The 22,269-nt window shown below is 35.4% G+C and carries 20 protein-coding genes, 1 tRNA gene and 1 riboswitch; of the genes, 2 read left to right on the top strand and 19 right to left on the bottom strand.

The annotated features are described in order from the left end of the window. Positions 1–13: 13 nt before the first annotated feature. From H628_RS0101965 to H628_RS0101945, 5 genes are all read right to left on the bottom strand, one after another. Positions 14–1,195, bottom strand: a complete 1,182-nt coding sequence (locus tag H628_RS0101965; protein WP_027824944.1) for an MFS transporter — start codon at positions 1,193–1,195, stop codon at positions 14–16. A 148-nt stretch (positions 1,196–1,343) separates the two neighbouring features. Then, positions 1,344–2,609: a UDP-N-acetylglucosamine 1-carboxyvinyltransferase gene (locus H628_RS0101960; protein WP_027824943.1), complete on the bottom strand. Its 1,266-nt coding sequence runs from the start codon at positions 2,607–2,609 to the stop codon at positions 1,344–1,346. 118 nt (positions 2,610–2,727) lie between these two features. Beyond that, positions 2,728–4,347 carry a CTP synthase gene (locus H628_RS0101955; RefSeq protein ID WP_027824942.1) on the bottom strand — a complete coding sequence of 540 codons (1,620 nt, stop codon included), beginning with the start codon at positions 4,345–4,347 and terminating at the stop codon, positions 2,728–2,730. A gap of 139 nt (positions 4,348–4,486) precedes the next feature. Continuing rightward, on the bottom strand, positions 4,487–5,035 hold the full coding sequence (rpoE, locus tag H628_RS0101950; protein ID WP_027824941.1) for a DNA-directed RNA polymerase subunit delta: 549 nt from the start codon (positions 5,033–5,035) through the stop codon (positions 4,487–4,489). Between the two features lie 47 nt (positions 5,036–5,082). After that, complete coding sequence (locus tag H628_RS0101945; protein ID WP_027824940.1) at positions 5,083–5,484, bottom strand: DUF1934 family protein; 402 nt, start codon at positions 5,482–5,484, stop codon at positions 5,083–5,085. 113 nt (positions 5,485–5,597) lie between these two features. On the opposite strand from H628_RS0101945, the gene H628_RS0101940 reads away from it, so the two are divergent. Then, positions 5,598–6,959, top strand: a complete 1,362-nt coding sequence (locus tag H628_RS0101940; protein WP_027824939.1) for an HD domain-containing protein — start codon at positions 5,598–5,600, stop codon at positions 6,957–6,959. 35 nt (positions 6,960–6,994) lie between these two features. Here H628_RS0101940 and H628_RS0101935 read toward each other — a convergent pair whose 3' ends face one another. From H628_RS0101935 to trpS, 13 genes are all read right to left on the bottom strand, one after another. After that, a complete protein-coding gene (locus H628_RS0101935) occupies positions 6,995–7,969 on the bottom strand; it encodes a ribose-phosphate diphosphokinase (protein WP_027824938.1) in 975 nt (324 codons plus the stop codon). 82 nt (positions 7,970–8,051) lie between these two features. After that, entirely contained in the window at positions 8,052–9,389 is a 1,338-nt protein-coding gene (locus tag H628_RS0101930; RefSeq protein ID WP_027824937.1) for a CitMHS family transporter, read from the bottom strand. A 13-nt stretch (positions 9,390–9,402) separates the two neighbouring features. Further along, complete coding sequence (glmU, locus tag H628_RS0101925; protein WP_027824936.1) at positions 9,403–10,788, bottom strand: bifunctional UDP-N-acetylglucosamine diphosphorylase/glucosamine-1-phosphate N-acetyltransferase GlmU; 1,386 nt, start codon at positions 10,786–10,788, stop codon at positions 9,403–9,405. A 46-nt stretch (positions 10,789–10,834) separates the two neighbouring features. Then, positions 10,835–11,662, bottom strand: coding sequence for a pur operon repressor (gene purR / locus H628_RS0101920; protein ID WP_027824935.1), 828 nt, complete (start codon positions 11,660–11,662; stop codon positions 10,835–10,837). A gap of 123 nt (positions 11,663–11,785) precedes the next feature. After that, positions 11,786–12,019, bottom strand: a complete 234-nt coding sequence (locus H628_RS0101915; protein ID WP_027824934.1) for a Veg family protein — start codon at positions 12,017–12,019, stop codon at positions 11,786–11,788. A gap of 60 nt (positions 12,020–12,079) precedes the next feature. Continuing rightward, positions 12,080–12,958 carry a 16S rRNA (adenine(1518)-N(6)/adenine(1519)-N(6))-dimethyltransferase RsmA gene (gene rsmA, locus H628_RS0101910; protein ID WP_027824933.1) on the bottom strand — a complete coding sequence of 293 codons (879 nt, stop codon included), beginning with the start codon at positions 12,956–12,958 and terminating at the stop codon, positions 12,080–12,082. Beyond that, positions 12,948–13,511: a ribonuclease M5 gene (rnmV, locus tag H628_RS0101905; protein WP_027824932.1), complete on the bottom strand. Its 564-nt coding sequence runs from the start codon at positions 13,509–13,511 to the stop codon at positions 12,948–12,950. The genes rsmA and rnmV overlap by 11 nt, the downstream gene beginning before the upstream one ends. Continuing rightward, positions 13,498–14,268 (bottom strand): TatD family hydrolase, encoded by a 771-nt coding sequence (locus H628_RS0101900; RefSeq protein WP_006585269.1) that lies wholly within the window; start codon positions 14,266–14,268, stop codon positions 13,498–13,500. The genes rnmV and H628_RS0101900 overlap by 14 nt, the downstream gene beginning before the upstream one ends. Further along, positions 14,268–16,256 (bottom strand): methionine--tRNA ligase, encoded by a 1,989-nt coding sequence (metG, locus tag H628_RS0101895; protein ID WP_027824931.1) that lies wholly within the window; start codon positions 16,254–16,256, stop codon positions 14,268–14,270. The genes H628_RS0101900 and metG overlap by 1 nt, the downstream gene beginning before the upstream one ends. 90 nt (positions 16,257–16,346) lie before the next feature. Further along, a complete protein-coding gene (gene mgtA / locus H628_RS0101890) occupies positions 16,347–19,028 on the bottom strand; it encodes a magnesium-translocating P-type ATPase (RefSeq protein WP_027824930.1) in 2,682 nt (893 codons plus the stop codon). Between the two features lie 73 nt (positions 19,029–19,101). After that, a riboswitch (M-box (ykoK) riboswitch) is annotated at positions 19,102–19,263 on the bottom strand. 58 nt (positions 19,264–19,321) lie between these two features. Beyond that, positions 19,322–19,846 (bottom strand): hypothetical protein, encoded by a 525-nt coding sequence (locus H628_RS0101885; RefSeq protein WP_027824929.1) that lies wholly within the window; start codon positions 19,844–19,846, stop codon positions 19,322–19,324. Beyond that, positions 19,830–20,318, bottom strand: coding sequence for a deoxycytidylate deaminase (locus tag H628_RS0101880; RefSeq protein ID WP_027824928.1), 489 nt, complete (start codon positions 20,316–20,318; stop codon positions 19,830–19,832). The genes H628_RS0101885 and H628_RS0101880 overlap by 17 nt, the downstream gene beginning before the upstream one ends. Continuing rightward, positions 20,318–21,343 (bottom strand): tryptophan--tRNA ligase, encoded by a 1,026-nt coding sequence (gene trpS, locus H628_RS0101875; RefSeq protein ID WP_027824927.1) that lies wholly within the window; start codon positions 21,341–21,343, stop codon positions 20,318–20,320. The genes H628_RS0101880 and trpS overlap by 1 nt, the downstream gene beginning before the upstream one ends. A 115-nt stretch (positions 21,344–21,458) precedes the next feature. On the opposite strand from trpS, the gene H628_RS0101870 reads away from it, so the two are divergent. Next, positions 21,459–21,529: transfer RNA gene (locus H628_RS0101870), tRNA-Gly, on the top strand. Between the two features lie 40 nt (positions 21,530–21,569). On the opposite strand, the gene H628_RS0101865 is transcribed toward H628_RS0101870, so the two are convergent. Further along, positions 21,570–22,232 carry a CPBP family glutamic-type intramembrane protease gene (locus H628_RS0101865; protein WP_027824926.1) on the bottom strand — a complete coding sequence of 221 codons (663 nt, stop codon included), beginning with the start codon at positions 22,230–22,232 and terminating at the stop codon, positions 21,570–21,572. Between the last annotated feature and the right edge of the window lie 37 nt (positions 22,233–22,269).

Raw genomic sequence — 22,269 nt, 5'->3', positions numbered from 1 at the left:
CTTTTTTCTATTTTTAAGCCTGTTTTTTGTCATGCATAAATTCGATAACTGCATAAATCGCAATTGCCAGTAACACGCCACTAGCTAACAACAAAGCAGCTCTTGGTGTAGTGTTACCCATTAAATGAGTTAAGAAGTTAACTACAAATGGTGACGCAGTAGATGCTAAGTTAATACCAACTAAAGCTACAGTAGTTGCAATATTTACATTTTCTTTTGATGCGGTCCAAGAAATCCAGTTGTAGAAATATGGAATAACCATTGGAATCGCAAAGCTCAAAATTAAAGCACCGATAAAAATCATAGCCATGCTTTGAGCAAAACTGTAGCACCAAAAACTAATTACCATCATAGACAAACCAACTGGTAAAACTAGTTTATGTAACTTCTTAAAAATAATCCCGAAAGCAGCGCCAAGTGGCAACCGGCATAAAACGGTAATCCCCATCATAGCAGAATATTGACTCATGTTACCTAATCTTTCACTAGTTACTAATTGTGGCACCTTGTATGAATTTGAAACATAAAACATAAAGAATAAGAAGAAACAAAGCCAAATTGCATAAAGCTTTGGATTAAGTTTCTGATTTTCTTTAGACTTAGTTTCAGTCTCCTTAGTAACATGTTCAACTACTTTATCATCAGGAATGACTAAAGCAAATAAAATTAAGACTGGGATGGCCAATAAGTAAACAGCAAAAGCCATATGCCAACTGATAGTAATTAACCAGCTTAAAACAAATGAAGCAAAAGCTGATCCTAAGCCACCAATCATATTTTGAAAGCCTAACATAGTAGCTCTTTCTTCATCGCTATCATAAAATTGAGCAATTAAAGAAAAAGCTAATGAGTTAAATAAGCCAATTCCAAAGCCTAAGATAATTCTTGATATCACAATCAGATTAAAGTTAGTGGCATACATTGGGAAGGTCCCACCCAATAAAAATATAATTAGCCCGATGATAACGGTCTTCTTTTTATCAAGTAATTTAACCAAAAATGGGCTAACAATTAAGCCAAACACAATTCCAAAATTTGGAACAGTAACTAAACTTTCAATATTTACCCGACTAACATTCTTAAACACGGGAATCATTAATGGCAACACAGCTGAAACTGCTGGAGCGATTAAAAGTAAGAATGAAATCGATAATAATGAAACCCTAAATAGTAGACTATTTTTATTATATTTCATGTTCTCCTCCTATAAACAATTCTTACTTTACCATTTTACTTTTTGAATACAATAAAAATATGGGCTTATTTTTGTTACACGTTCAATCTTTTTATACTCCTATACCAAATAAAAAGCTTACCCATACCTAGGGTAAGCTTTCTAAATATTATGCATTTTGAATAGTTACATCAGCACCTAACTTGCGTAACTTTTCTTCAACACGATCATATCCTCTTAAAATATTATCCGCATTGTCAATTACAGTTTCACCATCAGCCATTAAACCGGCAATCATTAATGATGCACCTGCTCGAATTTCATCTGCGTGAACGCGCGCTCCATGTAATTCACTAGTTGGATGAACCAAAATAATATTATCTTCAACTTTAATATCGGCACCCATTTTTTGAAGTTCTGGAATATGACGAACTCGTTTAGGATAAATATTATCAATAATTACGCCTTCTCCACTCTTAGCAGAAAGCAGTAATGGTGTAATCGGTTGCTGTAAGTCTGTCGCAAATCCAGGATAAGGGTTAGTCTTGACTTGAACCATCTTTAAGTCACCAGCGGGGTAAACAAAAAGTGAGTCTTCATCTGCATCAATAACTACACCCATTTCTTCTACCTTAGCTAGATATGAATCAAGGTGTTCTTCAATAATATTATGAATTCTAATCCCATCACCAATACAAGCTGCAAGTGAAATGTACGTACCAGCTTCAATTCTATCTGGAATAATTGTATGGGGTATCTTAGAAGCAATCTTTTCTACTCCATCGATTCTAATCGTATCGGTACCAGCACCACGAATAACTGCTCCCATATTATTTAAGAAAGTAGCAAGATCGATAATTTCTGGTTCCTTGGCTGCATTTTTAATCACTGTTTGACCATGCGCTGTGACACTAGCCATAATAATGTTTACAGTTGCTCCCACTGAAGGCATTGCCAAGTCAATATCGTTACCAGTTAATCCTCCTTCTGGTGCGGAGATGACAATTTGGTCATTTTCATTCTTAACAGTAGCTCCTAAAGCTTCAAAACCCTTAATATGTTGATCGATTGGGCGAGGTCCAATATCATCGCCACCAGGAAAACCAACTACTGCCTTGCCAAATCTCCCAAGTAATGCTCCCATAAAGTAGTAAGATGCACGTAGACTCTTAATCTTACCAGCAGGGAGCGGACTCATCTTAATAGCTGTGGGGTCAATGTGTAATGTTGTTTCTTTGAAATCACACTTAACATCCATCTCATGGAGTAAGTCCATCAAATTGTCGACATCAGCAATTCTAGGAACACATTCTAAAGTTACTGGAGTTCTTGAGAGGATAGCTGCTGGGATGAGTGAAACAGTTGAGTTTTTAGCTCCACCAATCCAAACATCACCTTTTAGTGGTTTTCCACCATGAATTATCATTTGCTTCATTGGGGAAAACAATCCTTTTCTATTTTCAATGTATCATTTAAATGTTATAAGAAAACGGATTAAAAAACAAGAGGAAGATGCTAAACCTCTTGTTTTTTAACAATTTGGTATTTTACAATTAAAACTTATCTTCATTAAGTCCGCTTGCTGCACCAATAAAGGCTTTAAAGAGGCCTTCAGGTCTATGTGGACGAGACAAGAATTCTGGGTGATATTGAGCCGCAATAAAGAATTTCTTATCTGGAATTTCAACAATTTCAACTAAATGGTTATCAGGAGAAACTCCACTAAAGATCATACCATGCTTTTCAAATTCTTCACGATAAGTATTGTTAAATTCATAGCGGTGACGGTGACGTTCTTGAATCACTTCTTGTTCATCATATGCCTTATAAGTCTTAGTTCCCTTCTTAAGACGTGCAGGATAAAGACCTAAACGTAAAGTACCACCAATTGTATCTTGACCTTCTTGATCAGCCATTAAGTCAATGATATTATGCTTAGTTTCAGGATCTGCTTCGGTTGTATTTGCATCTTTATAGCCTAACACATCACGCGCAAATTCAACTGTTGCCATCTGCATACCAAGACAGATTCCCAGAAATGGAATATCATTTTCTCGTGCATACTTAATAGCAGTAATCATTCCTTCAAGGCCACGTAAACCGAATCCACCAGGAACAATTAAACCATCAGAATCTTTCATAAAGTCAGCAATATTATCTTCTGTAATGTCTTCTGCTTGTACCTTATCAATTTCAATTTCACTATTGTAAAGATAGCCAGCATGTTTTAAGGCTTCAGTAACTGAAATATAAGCATCTTCAAGTTCAACATATTTACCAACCAAAGTAATCTTAGTCTTGTATTTAAGGCTAGTTGACCGCTTTTCAAGTTTAACCCATTCTTCCATATCTGCAACATTCTTAGGAGAAGTTAAGTTGAAATGATCACAAACCAATTGATCCATTCCTTGCTTTTGGAAATTCAAAGGAATATCAAATAATGATGGTGCATCAATTGACTCCATAATTGCTTCAACTGGAACATCAGTGAAGTTAGCAATCTTATTCTTCAGTTCTTGGCCAACTTCTTTTTCTGCACGTAATACCAACATATTAGGTTGAATACCAATACTTCTTAAAGTGGCAACTGAGTGTTGAGTTGGCTTAGTCTTCATTTCATGGGCTGCATGAAGATAAGGTACTAAGGTCACATGAATGTACATCACATTATCAGCACCAACTTCGCGCTTCATTTGACGAATAGCTTCCATGAATGGAGTAGATTCAATATCACCAACAGTCCCACCGATTTCTGAAATAACTACATCAGAATCAGTAGTTTGGCCTGCACGCATGATTTTTTCTTTAATCATGTTAGTAATATGTGGAATTACTTGAACAGTCGCACCTTGATAATCACCACGACGTTCCTTTTTCAAGACTTCAGAATAAATCTTACCAGTAGTTACATTAGAATACTTACTAGTACGTACATCAACAAATCTTTCATAGTGACCTAAATCTAGATCAGCTTCAGTACCATCATCTGTTACAAATACTTCACCGTGTTGATATGGATTCATCGTACCTGGATCGATGTTGATATATGGGTCAAATTTTTGCATGGTAACTTTTAAACCACGATTCTTTAATAAACGTCCTAAAGACGAAGCGACAATCCCCTTACCTAATGAAGAAACAACACCACCGGTTACAAATACATATTTAGTCATCAAGTGTCTCCTTTATCAAATTTAAGAAAAAACAAAAAAGCTCCCTTCAAGGAAGGGGGCTAATAATAATCATTAGTAAGTGCCCAATAAGGGGCCCACATAAAATAATATAGACTTTTAGTTGAAGAGTCAAGTTAAATTATTCGTCGTCTTCGTCATCATCTTCATCATCAAGTTCTGACAATTGACCTTCAATACCATCAGGTAATTCTTCATCATCTGCATCATCGAAATCATCATCATCTGCTGCATCAAAGTCATCTGCATTATCATCTTCGTCAGCATCCAAATCATCATCTTCTGGATCATCTGAATCGTAGTCAATGATATCGTCGTCATCACTACTTGCAATAAAGGCATTAACCTTTTTATGATGCTTCTTGCGTGGTTCATCATCTTCATCTTCTGGATGGTTAACTTCTTCATCAACAGATTCGTATGGGAACCATGATCGAAGTGCCCAAACGTTATCACCCATTGAGATAAATTCACCATCAGTATTCATATCAGTATAAAATTGAGGCAAGCGTTCACGAATTTCTTCATCACTAGTACCTAAGAATTCTTGAACTGCATTTACGATATCTGCAAAGGCCATCCGCTTGCCGTGGTCTTCTAAGATTGCACGTGCAACTTCAATCATTGAAAGTTCTTCGCGTTTTTTACCTTCAAAATCAGCTAATCCCACAGTAAAACGTCCTCTCTAAAATCAATCTTTTCTATTTTACGCATTTTTTAAGAAAAAAGCAACGAAACAGCATAGTTACCTACTAAGTATAGCCCACTAAAGAGGTCATATTCAACTTCTATCTTAGTTTTTTCGTCAATTTTCGTTACTTGTAAGCGATTTGTAACACTAGTTAAATCCATTTGCCGATTATTAACGACATATTTACAATTCTTCTTTTCTCCTAGTTCTAATTTTAGCAAAGAATAATTGCTTGGCATAAAGCCACGATTAATAATTAATTTTTGGTCCTTAATTAGCATTTTGACAGGAATCTCTTGATCTTCCAAATACTTAATTCTAAAGCCAGAAGTTAGTTCTTCCACTTCTGCTATCGCCTCTTTTTCAAAAGTTTCACTATCATTTTCTTGCTTAATTGTACTCTTGAATTTTAACTTAACTTCTTTCAAATCGTCCTCTATCTTACTATATCAACATCTTATCAGTTTTTTTGCTATAATCTTAACTGTATCCATTTTACCTAATTTTTGTCAAAAAATTAACTAAAACGAAGGGGCAAAAAATGTTTTTTCACTCAAACAAGTTAGCAGAACCGGTTGAACTTCGCGATCCAGTCCATGGCTATGTTCATATTGAAGAGAAAGTTATTTTAGATATTATTAATACCAAGGAATTTCAACGTTTACGTAGAATTAAACAATTAGGTCCTACAAGTTATGTCTTTCCTGGAGCTCACCATACTCGTTTTGAACATAATCTCGGAGTATATGAATTAACTCGACGCATTTGTAATATTTTTGCACAACGTTACCCTAGCCAAAAAGCTGGTGATGGCCTTTGGAATCCAGAAGAGCAGCTAGTAGCTGAGTGTGCTGCCTTATTACACGATATTGGTCATGGTCCATATTCTCACACTTTTGAACATCTATTTGGCACTAATCATGAAAAAATTGGTTGTCAAATTATCACAGATTCAAATTCCGAATTAAATCAAGTATTACGTGAAGTTGATCCCAACTTTCCCGAAGCTGTTGCTAGTGTAATTGCTAAAACTTATCCTAATCCACAAGTAGTCAAATTGATTTCAAGTCAAGCTGATGCCGACAGAATGGACTATTTAAGGCGGGATGCCTACTTTACCGGTGTAACTTATGGTAGTTTTGACTTAGAACGATTACTACGCGTAATTCGACCTTATGCGGATGGCATTTGCTTTACCAATAATGGGATGCATGCCGTAGAAGATTATATTGTTAGTCGTTATCAAATGTATCAACAAGTATATTTTCACCGCATTAATCGTTCACTTGAAGTAGTCTTAAATCAACTGCTCAAACGGGCAAAATTCGTTTATCAACAAGGAACCTTACCTGTTACTCCAAACTTAGCTGCCTTTTTAGCAGGAAAGTGGAACCTAGATGATTACTTAGAAATTGATGATGGCGTGATGGAAACTAATTTCTCAATGTGGCGTAATTCTGGTGATGAGATTTTAGCAGATCTGGCTACTAGATATCTTTTCCGTAAGCCATTTGCTAGTGCCAAAATTGACAAGGAAACTAAGAATCTTTTATCTAAATTAAAAGTCTATATTAAAGAAGCAGGATTCGATCCTAATTACTATACAGCAGTCACTTCCGCTTTTGATGAACCTTACGATGCATACAAGCCAAGTGGCAAAAACGCCCACTCTCAAATTGAAATTATGCAAGATGATGGTAGCTTAATTGAACTTAGTCAGCTATCACCACTAGTTAAAGCCTTAAACGGCACTACCCAAGGTGATGAGCGCTTCTTCTTCCCTAAGGTTATGCTAAAAAATAGCGATGAACTTCAAATCTTTGATCCACTCTATCAAGCATTTCAAAAGTATGTAAAAAATGGTTCAATTCGTTATCTTCGCAGCCCTAAAAAGAATAAGTAAAAAATGCTAGGAAATATTTTCCTAGCATTTTTATTTTATTCATGAGTTTCTTTACGGTAACGAGTATTAAATAATGGGCTAATTGGTTGATGTTGTTCAATTAACTTAATTGCATCCCCCATAAGCGGACCTACTGAAACTAATTGCAACTTATCAATTTTCTTTTCTTCAGGTTGATTAATTGAATCAGTTAAAACTAAACTCTTAATCTTAGAATTGTTAAGACGTTCAATCGCAGGACCTGAAAGAACAGCATGAGTAGCACTAGCATATACTTCCGTAGCACCTGCATCAATTAAAGCTTGAGCTGCTAAAGTAATAGTACCAGCAGTATCAATCATATCATCAATAATAATTGCGCGTTTTCCTTTAACATCACCGATAATGTTCATAACCTCAGCGACATTGGCCTTAGGACGACGTTTATCCACAATGGCAATTGGGGCCTTTAAAAATTCTGCTAACTTTCTAGCACGAGTAACGCCACCATGATCTGGTGAAACAACAACTGCATCCTTATCAAGATGGTTAGTTAAGAAGTAATCAGCTAATAATGGCGCACCCATCAAATTATCAACTGGAATATCAAAGAATCCTTGAATTTGTGGGGCGTGTAAGTCAAGTGATAAGACTCTAGTTGCACCTGCAGTTTCAAGCATATTAGCAACTAATTTAGCAGTAATTGGTTCACGAGCACGTGTTTTACGATCTTGCCGTGCATAGCCATAATATGGCAAAACAATGTTGATTGCACGAGCACTTGCACGCTTAACAGCATCAATCATAATCAATAGTTCCATCAAGTTATCATTGACAGGAGCACTGGTTGATTGAATTAAGTAAACATCTTTACCACGAACTGATTCATCAATATTAATTTGAATTTCCCCATCACTGAAACGTTGCACACTTGACTTAGCAAGTGGTACCCCAATTCTATCAGCAATTTTTTCAGCTAATGGATTATTTGAATTGAGCGAAAAAAGTTTAATATCGTCTTTGTAAGACATGGTTATCCTCCATAAAAACTACTATCACATCTTTATTTTAGCAAAGAAAAAAGCAAGCTTAAAGAAAAGCTTGCTTTTTTTATTAAAGAATTGGTAAATATCCTAAAATAAGTCCAATTAGCATAAAACAAAGAAAAATTCCAATACACCAACGGAAAATGCAACTTTGATATTCACCTAAAGTAATTTTAGTTTTATCCATCAGTAAATAAATAAATGGTACTAACGGACTAAGGAAGTGGAAGGCTTGTCCCATCAAAGCTGCAAATCCAATTTGTAAGTTATTAAAGCCATAAGCTTTAGCAGTAGCAGCTAGTGGTGGTAAAACTCCATAGTAAAAGGCATCATTATTTAAAAGGTACGTACCTGGTGCTGATATAATAGCAATGATAATTGCAAAATATTTTCCAAGTGAAGTAGGTATCATTTGAGTCAATACAACTGCAATCGCATGTGACATTCCGGAAACATATTCACCTTTTGCATTTGCAGGCCCATTTAAGACACCCATTAAAACGCCAGCACCCAAGACCATAATAACCACACTAATCATTTCCGGAGCTAAAAGACTAATTACATGTCTTTGAACTTTACCTTTTGGATAGTTAAATGCCAAGGCAATTGCTACACCAAAGCCAAATAAAATTGCGCTATCAGCTTTACCTAAAACTAATGCTCCAACTAAAGCAATCGTCAAAATCAAGTTGAACCAAATTAAGTTAGGGCGTTTTAGATTTTCTTCCTCTTCTTCTGATTCATAGTGCTCTGCAACATGTTCAACATTTTCTTGAACACCTAGACGCTTACGTTCTTTTTTACCTAAATAATAAGCTACACCAAGAGTATAAATAATTGAAAGGATCATCCCTGGTAAAAGTGGTGGCAAAATTTGACTTGCATCTAAATGCATCACAGTCATTACTCGAGCAGTTGGACCACCCCAAGGTATCAAATTCATCACACCATTGGTTAAGATAATTAAGGTTGCAAGATAGATCTTTTTGATTTTTAGACGATCAAAAATTGGAATCATCGCAGTACATACGATCATAACAGTAGTCGTCCCATCACCATCTAGTGAAACAAACGCTGATAAGATTGCGGTTCCGACTAAAACCTTTAAAGGATCGCCTTTTACCCATTTAACAACTTTATCAACCATGGGATCAAATAGCCCTGTTAACAGCATAATTCCGAAGTACAAGATAGCAAAGGTCATCATCGCAAAGGTTGAAGCGACTGACTTAATACCTGCCATTGCATAGGTTAAGGTATCAAAAAAGCCATACCCCGCTAACACGCCAAATAAAATAGGTACAATCACTAAACTAGTGAAAGCGCTTAATTTCTTAGCCATGATTAAAGCCATGAAAGTGACAATCATGGCTAAACCAAGAAACGCCAACAATGTGGTGTTCATATTTGTTCTCCTTTTATTCCCAGTCTTTATCTTTTGATAAAGGTAGTTTGTGCCAATAATCTTCTTTGTTAACTTGACGGCCTCTGGCAATAGCCATCTCATAGCGATTTACATCTTTAGTAATGGTTGAATCTGCAGCAATAAATGAATGATCTGCCACATTGATAGGATTAATAATAGTTGATCCAGCACCGATGAAAGCATGGTCACCAACATTAGAATGGAACTTCTTAACTCCATCATAGTTAGAGAAAATAACTCCGCAACCCACATTAATATCTTTACCTAAAGTTGCATCTCCAATATAAGTTAAATGGCCAACCTTAGTATTTTCTCCAATTTGGGCTTTCTTAATTTCAACGAAGTTACCAATATGAGCTCCAGACATAATCTCTGCATTTGGACGAAGATGTGAATTAGGTCCGATGTCTGTATTATCATGCATAACTGATTCTTGAATTGTTGAAGAGGTGACAGTTACATTATTACCAATCTTAGAGTCAACAATTCTTGAACCACTGGTAATTACACATTCATTGCCAATAACAGTCTTACCCTTAATTACCACATTACCTTCAATTACAGTGTCATTGCCAATCTTTACATCACTATCAATGTAGGCAGTATCTGGATCAATAAAGGTTACACCGTTACGCATGTGTTCTTCATTAATTCTTCTTTGCATAATTTTAGTTGCCTTAGCCAAGGCAATACGGTCATTTACCCCCAAGCTTTGACTAAAGTCTGGCATCTTGTAAGCACCAACTCTTTCACCACTATTACGCAAAATTTCCAAAACATCAGTTAAGTAATATTCACCTTGAGCATTGTGGTTGGTTACTTTCTTTAAAGCTTCAAATAGCTTCTTATTGTCAAAACAAAATACTCCAGTATTGATTTCTTTAACTTTTAGTTCTTCTGGCTTACCATCTTTTTGTTCGACAATTCGTAAAACGTTGCCTTGTTCATCACGAATAATTCGACCATATCCAAATGGGTTAGGTGCTTCAGCAGTTAAAACAGTTGCTGCATTTTCTTTTTCTTGATGGTATTTAAATAAATTTTCAAAAGTTTCAGTAGTGAAAAGTGGAGTATCTCCTGTTACTACCATTGTTGAACCTGTTTCTTGCTCTAAAATTGGAGCAGCAGTCAACACAGCATGACCAGTGCCTAGTTGTTTTTCTTGGAAGGCAAATTCACTCTTTCCTTCCAGTAAATGTTTAACATCTTCTGCACCAGTACCTACAATAGTAACGATTTTTTCAGGATTCATTCCCTTAGCGTTATCTACCACATGTTCAACCATTGCTTTACCACAGACTTTGTGTAAAACCTTGTAAAGCTTAGATTTCATTCTGGTACCTTTACCAGCAGCTAAAACTACGACAAATTTTTTCATAATTCTAATCCCTTTCGCAATTATTGCTAGGTCCTAGTATACCATTTTAAAAGCGATTAAAATCAGTCTTATCTAGGAAATTACCAATACTTGTTTTAATAACACTCTTTTCAGTATCGATTTCATCAATTTTGATAAGTGAAATGTAATCATCTACCATCTTATCAGCATGACTTGTTTCACATAAAACACAAATTCCGCCAACTTTTGAATCGAATTCACGAACTAGGCCTTCCATCCCAGTTAAAGTGCCTCCACCTTTCATAAAGTCATCAATAATCAGAACGTTAGAATTTTTAGCTAAGCTCTTAGTTGGTAATTCCATTTTAGCTACTCGTGAAGAAGATGATGACAGATAGTTTACACTAACAGTTGATCCTTCTGTTACCTTTCCCTTTTTTCTAGCAGTTACAAATGGAACGTTCAAAAAGCGAGAAACTGCTTCAGCTAGTGGAATTCCTTTTGTTTCAATAGTCATAACAGCAGTAATGTCTTTATATGCAAAGTGTGTTGCTACCATTTGTCCAATTCTAAGCATATCTTTTGGTGAACCTAAAATATCAGATAGGTAAACAAATCCACCTGGCAAAATTCTCTCAGTATCTTCAATTCTATTAGCTAAGTCTGCTAAATATTCTTTTGAATGTGCTTTACCTAAAAATGGAATGTATCTAACGCCACCTGCAGCACCAGCAACTGTTTCTAAAATTCCATCTTCATTTGCTGCTAGAGTGTGCTTTAAGATTGCCAAGTCTTCAGAAATAGATGACTTAGCTGAGCCATAGCGTTCAGCAAAAAAAGGTAATGAAATTAAAGTATGTGGACGTTCCAAAAGATATTTGGTCATATCTACAAGTCTTTCTGAACGTTTCATCGATTATCCTCCTTAATGTTTGCAATTTAACTAAGTATTAATATACAGTAAACGCAAAGAAAAATCACTAGTATTTTCAAAAAACACTAGTGATTGTTCGTAAACAACTTTTTAAATTATACTCTATTCAAAACGTAATTCAATATTTTTGGTTAATAAATCAGTGTAACTATATGAAACACGTTCAAAATTATTTTGCCGTTGATCTAAGTCAACTACGAAGACAGCGGGAAAAGTACTTTTCAAAATGCCCTTACGCTTGGTAACTTTCTTTCTACCAGCTTGGGCAACAACTGTAATAGAATCACCTAGATGTGAGTCTAATTCCTTTTTGATTGATAGAATTGAGATTGGCATAAAACACACTCCTATGTGAAACATAGTAGCACAAATTTGTGATTTTTACAACAATCTCCCTTACTTCAGCTTATTAGCTAAAGTAATAAACTGTTCAATCGTTACTTGTTCTGGTCGCACTTTATCAGGTAAATCAAGGCTAGCAATTAAATCTGAACGCTCTTGTTTATCTTTCACTAGCGGTTTTAAGTTATTGTTCAAAGTTTTACGTCTTTGTGAGAAACACATTTTGATTACATGTTCAAAATGTTTCTCATCACCTAAATTAAACTTTTCAACTAAAGGCTTTAAGACTACTACACTACTATCTACCTTAGGACTAGGATTAAAGTTAGTTCGATCAACTTGGACCGCTAACTTAACGCTAAACTTAGTTTGAACAAAGATAGTTAATGGGCCATAATCTTTATTTCCACTATTTGCTGCTAACCGATCAGCCACTTCTTTTTGCATCATTAAAGTTAAACTTTCAAAATCTAAATCACTTTTAGCCAAAGCAAAAATAATAGGTGTCGTAATGTAATATGGCAAGTTCGCAACCACTTTAACAGGCTTAGTCAAATTAAAAAAATCACCAATATCAGTTGCGAAATCTGCTTTCAAAACATCTTTCATGACTAATTTAAATACATCATCTAAATGCTTGTCACCTATTTTTTGAGGCAATTCATTATGCAAAATTTCTGGCAAATCTTGGTCAATTTCGTAAGCTAAAACTTTTGCACCACGTAAAAGCATTTGTTCAGTTAACGATCCAATTCCTGGGCCAATTTCTAAAACTTGATCATCAGCTTTAATGTCTGCCGCATCTAAAATATCATTAATTTTACTTAAGCTAATTAGAAAATTTTGTCCCAAATTTTTCTTAGCGAAACCCAAATAACGATTCATTATCGCCTTGGTTCTAATTGGGTCACAAATTGGTAAATTATTTGCCATTTTCAACCTCACTTACTGTTTGCCGCAACTCATTAAAATTAATTCCAAACATAACCAATCGCTTGTAAAATTGCTTACCATTTGCATAACCGATACCCAGCTTAACTCCAACGTCTTCACGTAATTTGCGTGAACTTGAACTAGTAGCTAACCCCAGCTTACGATATTGTTCAAAAGTTAAATCACTGCTTTTAGTTGTTTCATGTAAATCAGCCAATGCCCGTTCAAGCGCTGCTCGTGTTGCATGTTCAACACCTAAACTGCCACTAAACTCAGGTTCTGCTTCTTTTCTAGTTACAAAAGCTTGCTTAGCTGTTGGCACAGCTTGAGTCACAATCTTCCGAATCCGTTCTCCGTTAAAATCAGGATCGGTAAACACAATGATGTCCCGTTTTTGGGCAACTTTTTTGATTAAAGCCAAAGTTTCAGTACTGACTGCTGAACCATTTGTTTCAATCGTCTCAATTCCTGGAAAAAACTGCTTCAAATGTGCGGTATCATCTTTACCTTCAACTACTACAACGGCATCAAAGTTCTTATTATTTAATTCCATAAGCAGTCACCGTATTCTTGTAAGTAGCTTCAGCTACTTCTTCTAAGCTAACACCTTTTAACTCACTAATTGCTTTAGCAACATAATAAACATAGGCTGGTTCATTTTGCTTTCCGCGATATGGCTTAGGAGTCAAGTAAGGCGCATCAGTTTCTATTACTAATCGATCAAGTGGCACTAGTTTCACACTAGCATGAACGTCCACAGCTTTGGTAAATGAAGCAACCCCTGAAAATGAAAAAGTCACATTATCTAATGTCAAAAACTTCTTCGTCCACTTAGGTCCACCATTATAGCTATGTAAAACTGCGCCGTATTCTAAATTACTAGTTTTTAAAATCTCATAGCAATCCTTAAAAGCATCCCTAGTATGGATATTAACCGGTAATTTTAAATCATGAGCAATTTCAATTTGCCGTCTAAAGATTTCTTTTTGTAAATCACGTGGAGATTCATCCCAGTAGTAGTCAAGGCCTATTTCACCTAGAGCAACTACCTTAGGCTCTTTTAATTGCTCAACAAGCAAGTCTTCCCATTCCTGGCAATAATCTTTGGCAACATCTGGGCAATAACCAACAATGGCATAAACGTTATCAAATTTTTTAGCTAAATCAAGAGCACGTTTATTGTATTCTAAATCTTGTCCAACACAAGCCATCTTAGTTACATGTAAATCTGCAGCTCTTTGCAGATATACTTCTTCTTTCCCTCTAAAAGGAGTGTCATTTAAATGTGTATGTGCGTCAAAAATCTCCATTAACCTAATAATGCCCCTAAGTCATGTTCATCGCCAACAATTGCAAGCTTAACTTTCTTGCCCTTTTCACTAGATAAAAGCATGCCTTGGCTTTCCATTCCCATCATTTTACGTGGCTTTAAGTTAGTTACAGCTAAAATCTTCTTACCAACTAACTCTTCAAAGTCAGGGTAGAACTTGTGCATTCCTGATAAGATTTGACGTTTTTCATCGCCAAAGTCCATTTGGAATTTTAGCAACTTACTTGAACCTTCAACAGCTTCAACACTAATAACTTGTCCAACTTTAATTTGAACTTTGTCAAAATCATCAATTGAAATATAGTTCTTTTCTTCTTCCATTTCTGCTGCCTTCTTTTCACTTCTAGTTTGCTTCTTGCTTACAGCCTTAGCCATTTCTTCTTTGATGTATGCTACTTCTTCATCCTTTTTTCTTCTTGGGAAAATTGGAGTTGGCTTTTCAGTAACCTTAACGTTCCAAGAAAATGCCCCAAATTCTAAGGCTTTTTGTGCTTCATCTTCAAAGTTCAAGCCTAATTGTGCAAAAATCTTAGCTGGACTTTCAGTCATAATAGGGCTAATCATAATTGCAATTAAACGTAAGCTTTCAGCTAAGTTAGCCATTACTCGAGCTAATTCTTCAGTCTTACCTTCCTTGTTTAATACCCAAGGAGTAGTTTCATCGATATACTTGTTAGCACGACCAACGAATTTCCAAATTGCATCTAAAGCCTGTGAGAAGTGGAGTGCATCCATTTGCTTTTGATATTCAACTATTGTTTCATTAGCTACTTTAGCTAAATCACTACCTAAGTCATCTTGACTAGCTGGTTTAGTTACAAGACCTGCTTGGTATTGGTTAATCATAGAAACAGTTCTGTTGAGAAGATTTCCTAAGTCATTTGCTAAGTCAAAGTTAACTCTTTCAACAAAGTCTTCAGGTGAGAAACTACCATCACTACCAAATGGAATGGCTCTCATTAAGTAGTAACGTAATGCATCTAGGCCAAATCGATCAACAATTGATTCTGGATAAACAGCGTTGCCTTTAGACTTACTCATCTTATCCTTGTAAATTAAAACCCAGCCGTGACCAAAAATTTGCTTAGGAAGTGGTAAATCAAGAGCCATCAACATAATTGGCCAGTAAATGGTGTGGAAACGAACAATTTCTTTACCAACTAAATGTACATCAGCTGGCCAGAACTTCTTAAATAAGCTGTCATCATCTGAGCCATAACCTAAAGCAGTAATATAGTTTGATAAAGCATCAATCCAAACATAAACCACGTGTTTTGGATCACTTGGTACTGGAATTCCCCAGTCAATAGTAGTTCTAGTTACAGATAAGTCTTCAAGGCCAGGCTTAATGAAGTTATTAACCATTTCCTTTTCACGTGAATGTGGCAAGATAAAGTCTGGATTTTCCTTGTAGTACTTAAGTAAACGATCAGCATACTTGCTCATTCTGAAGAAGTAAGATGGCTCTTTAACTAGTTGCACTTTGTGACCCGATGGAGCAATTCCACCAATAACTTTACCGTTATCATCTTTAAATACTTCTTTTAATTGTGATTCAGTAAAGTATTCTTCATCTTCGACACTGTACCAACCAGTATATTCGCCTAAGTAGATGTCGCCTTGCTTTAAAAGTTTTTCAAAAATCTTTTGGACACTCTTAACGTGGTCCGCATCTGTCGTACGAATGAACTTATCATAAGAAATATCAAGCTTTTTCCAAAGTTCTTTATATTGCTTAGCCATGTTATCAACATATTCTTGTGGCTTAATGCCAGCTTTTTCAGCCTTTTGTTCAATCTTTAAGCCGTGTTCATCAGTTCCTGTTAAAAAGAAAGTGTCGTATCCTTGACTACGCTTATAACGAGCCATACTATCAGCTGCAATTGTTGTATAAGCATTACCGATAGTTAATCGGCCTGATGGATAATAAATCGGAGTTGTAATATAAAAAGTCTTTTTGTCAGCCATAATTTGTCTCTCTTTCAAGTTTATAATTCAATAATACACCATACAAAAAGGGATTGCTCCCAAAATGAGAATCCCTTATATTGTAACAGATTAAATCAAAAATTTTTCTTTTCTGAGATAAAGTCTCTTAACTAATGTTGTTAATAAAATATAGAGTACTAGCAAACCAACTACTATTTCAATAAATGTCCCTGGCATTGGGCCAAATTTTAAGCTTGTAGCAACACGTGAATATGGTAAGTAACTACCTATTACCGCTGCACCAAAAGTTGCAAGCATTACTGGGGCTGTAGCATGTTGCTTAATTAAAGGTAATTTCTTATCTCTTAGAGCATGAATTACCATTTCTTGAGTCCAAAGTGATTCGATAAACCAGCCAGTATGGAAGACTGCTATAAAAATTGCCTGGCCAGTTAAATTCAAACTAGTAAAGCTGCCACCTGCAACGCTAGGACAAATTACAAAATAAAGCAAAGCGAAAGTAATAATATCAAAAACAGATGAAGTTGGGCCAAAATAAAACATAAACTTAGGCAATTTCTTAGTTGACCAAGTTCGCGGTTGTGAAAGATATTCATCATCCATACTATCGAAAGGAATTGCTAAACAGCTGGTTCCATAAAGTAAATCTAGAATCAATAATTGTAAAGGTAACATTGGTAAAAATGGTAAAAAGCTTGATGCAACTAAAATTGATAAGATATTACCAAAATTAGAGGAGAGAGTTATCTTGATATATTTCATTGTATTGCCAAAGACTTTTCTACCAATTCTAACCCCATTTTCTAAAATTCTCAGATCTTTATGAAGCAAGATGATATCAGCGCTTTCCTTAGCAATATCGACAGCAGTATCAACGGAAATTGAAACATCAGCTGCTTTCATTGCTGGTGCATCATTAATACCGTCCCCCATGTAAGCAACAGTATGCCCATCTGCTTTTAAAACTTCAATAATCTTAGTTTTTAATTCAGGTGATAATTTAACGAAAATATCACAGCTATCTACGATTTCACGTAATTCGGTATCACTTTTTCCGATTAAGTCACTACCTGAATAAATCTTACTTACATCGAGACCAACTTGCTTACCAACAGCACGTGTAACAGCCGCATTATCACCGGTTAAGATTTTTACTCTAATACCATCGCGTTTTAAGTTTGCTAAGGCTTCTTTAGCGGTTTCTTTTGGTGGATCTAGAAAGGCTAAGTAACCAACAATTGTTAACTCACTTTCATCCTTTACACTGAATTCACCAACAGGAGCTGGATTTTTCTTATATGCTAGTAACAATACCCGCAACCCATCTTGATTCATATCATCAATATCAGCCAAGACTTTTTCTTTTCGTTCAGTAGTTAATGGCAAAACTTTACCATTAATTTGAACGAAGCTACTTGATTCTAACATTTCTTCTGCTGCGCCTTTAGTTACTAATAAGTGTTCGCCATGTTTATCTTGCACAACTACACTCATCTTTCGGCGTTTGAAATCAAAGGGAATTTCATCGATTTTTTCGTAATCTGCTTGAATTTTAGCTGTATCAAGTTCTTGTTCACCGGCATCTATCACAGCTTTATCAATCAAATCCTTCATCCCAGTTTGATAGAAACTATTGAGGTATGAATATTCTAGGACAATATCTTTTTCCACCAAATTTAGATTATAATGTCGTTCTAAGACAACTTTATCTTGAGTTAAAGTCCCAGTCTTATCAGTACATAAAATATCAGCTGAACCAAAATTTTGAATCGAATTCATCTTTTTCATAATGGTTCCATGCTTAGACATTTCAATTGACCCTTTAACTAAGTTACTGGTCACAATTACAGGTAACATTTCTGGTGTTAAGCCAACAGCTGTGGCAATGGCGAAAATCAAAGCATCTAACCAATTACCTTTAGTTAGGCCGTTAATTATTAGTACTAAAGGAGCAATAATTGCAGTCATGATAATTAATAACTTGGAAATTTCTTTAATTCCCACATCAAAGGCTGTTTCTTTAATTTTAGTTTGACTAATTTTACGCGCTAATTTACCAAAGACCGTCTTGTTGCCAGTCGCAAAAACAATCCCAGTAGCGGAGCCAGAAACCACGGTCGTTCCTTCATAAACAATATTAGGATAATCTAAATAATCGTTTAAAGCTGTTACTACCGGCTTTTTACCAGCAATTTTTTCTACTGGATTTGATTCCCCATTCAGTGAACTAGCACTGCAAAACAAATCCTTGGTCCTAATCAATTTCATATCAGCTGGTACCATATCACCAGCTGCTAAATTAATGATATCTCCAGGTACTACATCGCTAGTTGGTAATTCTTGTGATTTTTGATTACGAACAATATTAGTAGTAACCGAAACCATCTTCAAAAGACTTTGAACAGCATCATTAGTTTTAACATTTTGAACAAAACTAGTTAATCCAGAAATTAAAACCATGACTAACATAATTATCACAGTACTTAAGTCCTTTTCGCTTTCTGGAACAAAAATATAGTTAGTAAACAGCGATAAAGTAGCTAAAATAAGCAAAACTGCAGTAAAGGGAGTCATAAAAGCTTCAAATAAGAAATGAGCCTTAGTGTTATGTTCACTTTTAGCAATTTCATTTCTGCCATACTTTTCACGCAACATAGCTGCATCCTTATTACTTAAGCCAGTTTCTCCACTACCAAAACGTTGATAAGTCTTAGCTAAATCTTCAGTTGCAATTTCCATTAGCATCTTAAGATTATCTGCGTTCTTAACAGTCTTCTTAACTTTAATCATATATTTCTCCTCCCTAGGCTAGAAGAGCAAAGAAAAAGCCCACCTAAAAAAGGTGGACTCGAAAAAATACCCTTAATAAGCCTTCGTTCAGTTTTAACACTACGTGACGTAAGCACTAGCTAGCTATCTGGATTCCGCCTTAATTCGACAGAGTCTGTTTGACCCGTTGGCATCTCTGGATGTTTCTGGGCGATAGCGTGTTTTCACGTAGGAGTCTCACCTAACAGATTTTGAATTTTTATCAAGTAAACAATTACTTTACGCATTGATGGTACGCGGATATATTCACTTTGTCAAACTTTTACTCTAAATAGTTTCCCAATGAAAGTTAAAAACCCCATCATGCAGCATCCTAAAATAAGGGCCCAGCCTAAGTTTAACTTATGCTGCTTGCTATCATCAGTTTTGGCATCATAAGGAGATTTTAAGTTCAGTCTTTGATCTACTTTTAAGAAAGTGTTTTTAAAAAGATGATTAATTCCACGATTAAAAGTAGACTTATTTGAACTAGTCAATAAATCAGCATTACCTTGTAAAAGTTGATTACTTTCAGTTGAATTCAAAGGAAGATTTTTACCTAATATAATCTTGACCTGACTACGACCATTCACACTTGTGATTAAGAACAAAATTTCACTAGGCTTGGCACCCCTAGTTTTAGCGATGATTTTAGCACTTATTTTTTGTCTTTTACTTTTCCAAAAAGCATTTTGTTGCTTAAGCAAAGCTTGATTATTAGAATCTACATCCTTACTAGAAAATGCTGTCATTAGAGGAAATAACAAAACTAAGGCAATAAGACTAATGATTTGCTTCATACTCATCAATCTCACTTGCTAAATTATGAACGTATGCTGGATCAATTTTTACTTGTTTAACAGTTACACCCGTTTTATTAAGTAGGTCCAGTGCTAGTGGATCGTCACGATAATCAAAGAAGTAATTAATACGCTTAACTCCAGCCTGTACTAAAGCTTTAGTGCAGTTATAGCAAGGAAAATGGGTAACATAAACCTCCGTATTAAGAGTAGAGACGCCATTTTTAGCACACTGAATCAAAGTATTCATCTCTGAGTGAATCGTACGAACGCAGTGGCCATCAACCATTTGATGCCCCACATCATCACAATGCGCTTGCCCAGTTACTGACCCATTATAGCCAGTTCCAATAATTCGTTTATCTTTAACTAAAACGCAACCTACTAGAGCGCGATTACAAGTTGAGCGCTGGCTAATAACTAGCGCCTGCATCATAAAGTATTGTTCCCAAGGAATACGATGATTAGCCATTATCTTTGTCCTTTGAAGTAGTTAAATCCAATTGCATCGCGAACTTCTTGTAAAGTTTTATTAGCAACTTTGTTAGCTTTTCTTGATCCTTCTAAGAGCATTTCATAAACGGCATCTTTATCTTGAGCGAATTTTTCTCTACGTTCTCTAATTGGAGCAAGTTCTTCTTCCAAAACCTCATTTAAGAAGCGTTTGATTTTAACGTCACCTAAACCACCTTTTTGGTATTGTGCCTTTAAGTCCGCAACTTTATCTTGATCTTTAGCAAAAACATCAAGATAAGTGAAAACAGTATTTCCTTCAACTTGACCTGGATCTTCTACGTGAATATGGTTAGGATCAGTGTACATTGACATTACTTTTTTAGTTAAAGTCTTAGCATCATCAGCTAAATAAATCGCATTACCTAATGATTTGCTCATCTTGGCATTACCATCAAGTCCTGGTAATCTACCTTGTCCCTTTGGTGGGAAGTAGCCCTTAGGTTCTTTCAAAATATCAGTCTTGTATAAGCGATTGAAAGTTCTAACGATTTCTCTTGTTTGTTCCATCATTGGTTCTTGATCATCCCCGACAGGAATTACTGTTGCCTTGAAAGCAGTAATATCTGCAGCTTGTGATACTGGATAAGTCAAAAAGCCTGCTGGAATACTTTCGTTAAAGTTTTTTTGCTTAATTTCAGTCTTAACAGTCGGATTTCTTTCAAGTCTTGCAACAGTGACTAAGTCTAAATAGTAAGCAGTTAATTCAAACAAAGCTGGAATTTGCGATTGGACAAAAATAGTTGATTTCTCTGGATCAATTCCTACTGCTAAATAATCAAGTGCAACTTCAATTAAGCTGTTACGAATCTTTTCAGGATTACGCGCATTATCTGTTAAAGCTTGAGTATCAGCAATCATGATATATGGGTCGTATTTACCTTCATTTTGCAATATTACTCGATTTTTTAATGACCCAATATAGTGTCCAATATGTAAACGTCCTGTAGGACGATCTCCTGTCAAAAGTACTTCTTTAGCCATAGTTGTCTCCTTAAATTCAAATTTTATAAACTTCAAAATTGTTACCTTTATTTTAACATATCTCGCAATTTTCTCTTGGATAAAGAAAATATTCATGATAAACTTATCATATATTGCGGGTATAGTTTAATGGTAAAACACCAGCTTCCCAAGCTGGGGATGCGGGTTCGATTCACGCTATCCGCTTAAGCAAAAAGGAGATTTCAGTTTGAAATCTCCTTTTTATTTACATCATCATTACTAATAAAATCCCATTTAAAACTGCTAAATACAAGGTCATTGATAAGCTTTGGGTATACAAGTAAGTCCACGCTAAAAATAAGCCTAGCACAAAATCAACCACAATTAAATTTAAGTTGAATTGCAAATTCAAAATTGTAAAAACCGCACCTGAACAAAGTAACCCCATCACTGCAACTAAAAAATCATCTGCTCTAAACAAGTAATTAAAGAAAAATCCTTCAGCTAAAAATACTTGTAAAACTGGAATTACAACTCCCTGAGCTATTATTAAGAACCAAAACATTGGTGTACTTTCAGATTTAGCATAAATGCTTTGAAAAGTATAGTATCCTAACTTTCCATTTAACTGTAAATATGAAATAAAAAGTCGCGCACACACAATCGCAATTGTCATCAAACTAGTTACGGTCATATTTCCTAATAATGGCAAACTAAAATTCCTTTGAAAATATCTTTGTTCTCGATTAAATCGATAAATATACAAAAGTCCGGTCATTAAAGTTAAGCAGATAAATAAAATCAAATCCCAAGTTTGTAATTTTCCAGTATCTGCAACCAAAGCCTTAGCTCCAATTACAAGCAAATAACCAACTAAATATACGCCATAGCGAATTAAATTCCCTTGGACAGATCGCGGTGTGTTCAATTCGCACCCTCCTTATAACTTATTCTTATTTATTATA

The sequence above is a fragment of the Lactobacillus psittaci DSM 15354 genome, from assembly GCF_000425905.1.
Taxonomy (GTDB): Bacteria; Bacillota; Bacilli; order Lactobacillales; family Lactobacillaceae; genus Lactobacillus; species Lactobacillus psittaci.
Note: the sequence above shows the minus strand (reverse complement) of the source record. Positions and strands in the feature narration are given on the sequence as shown.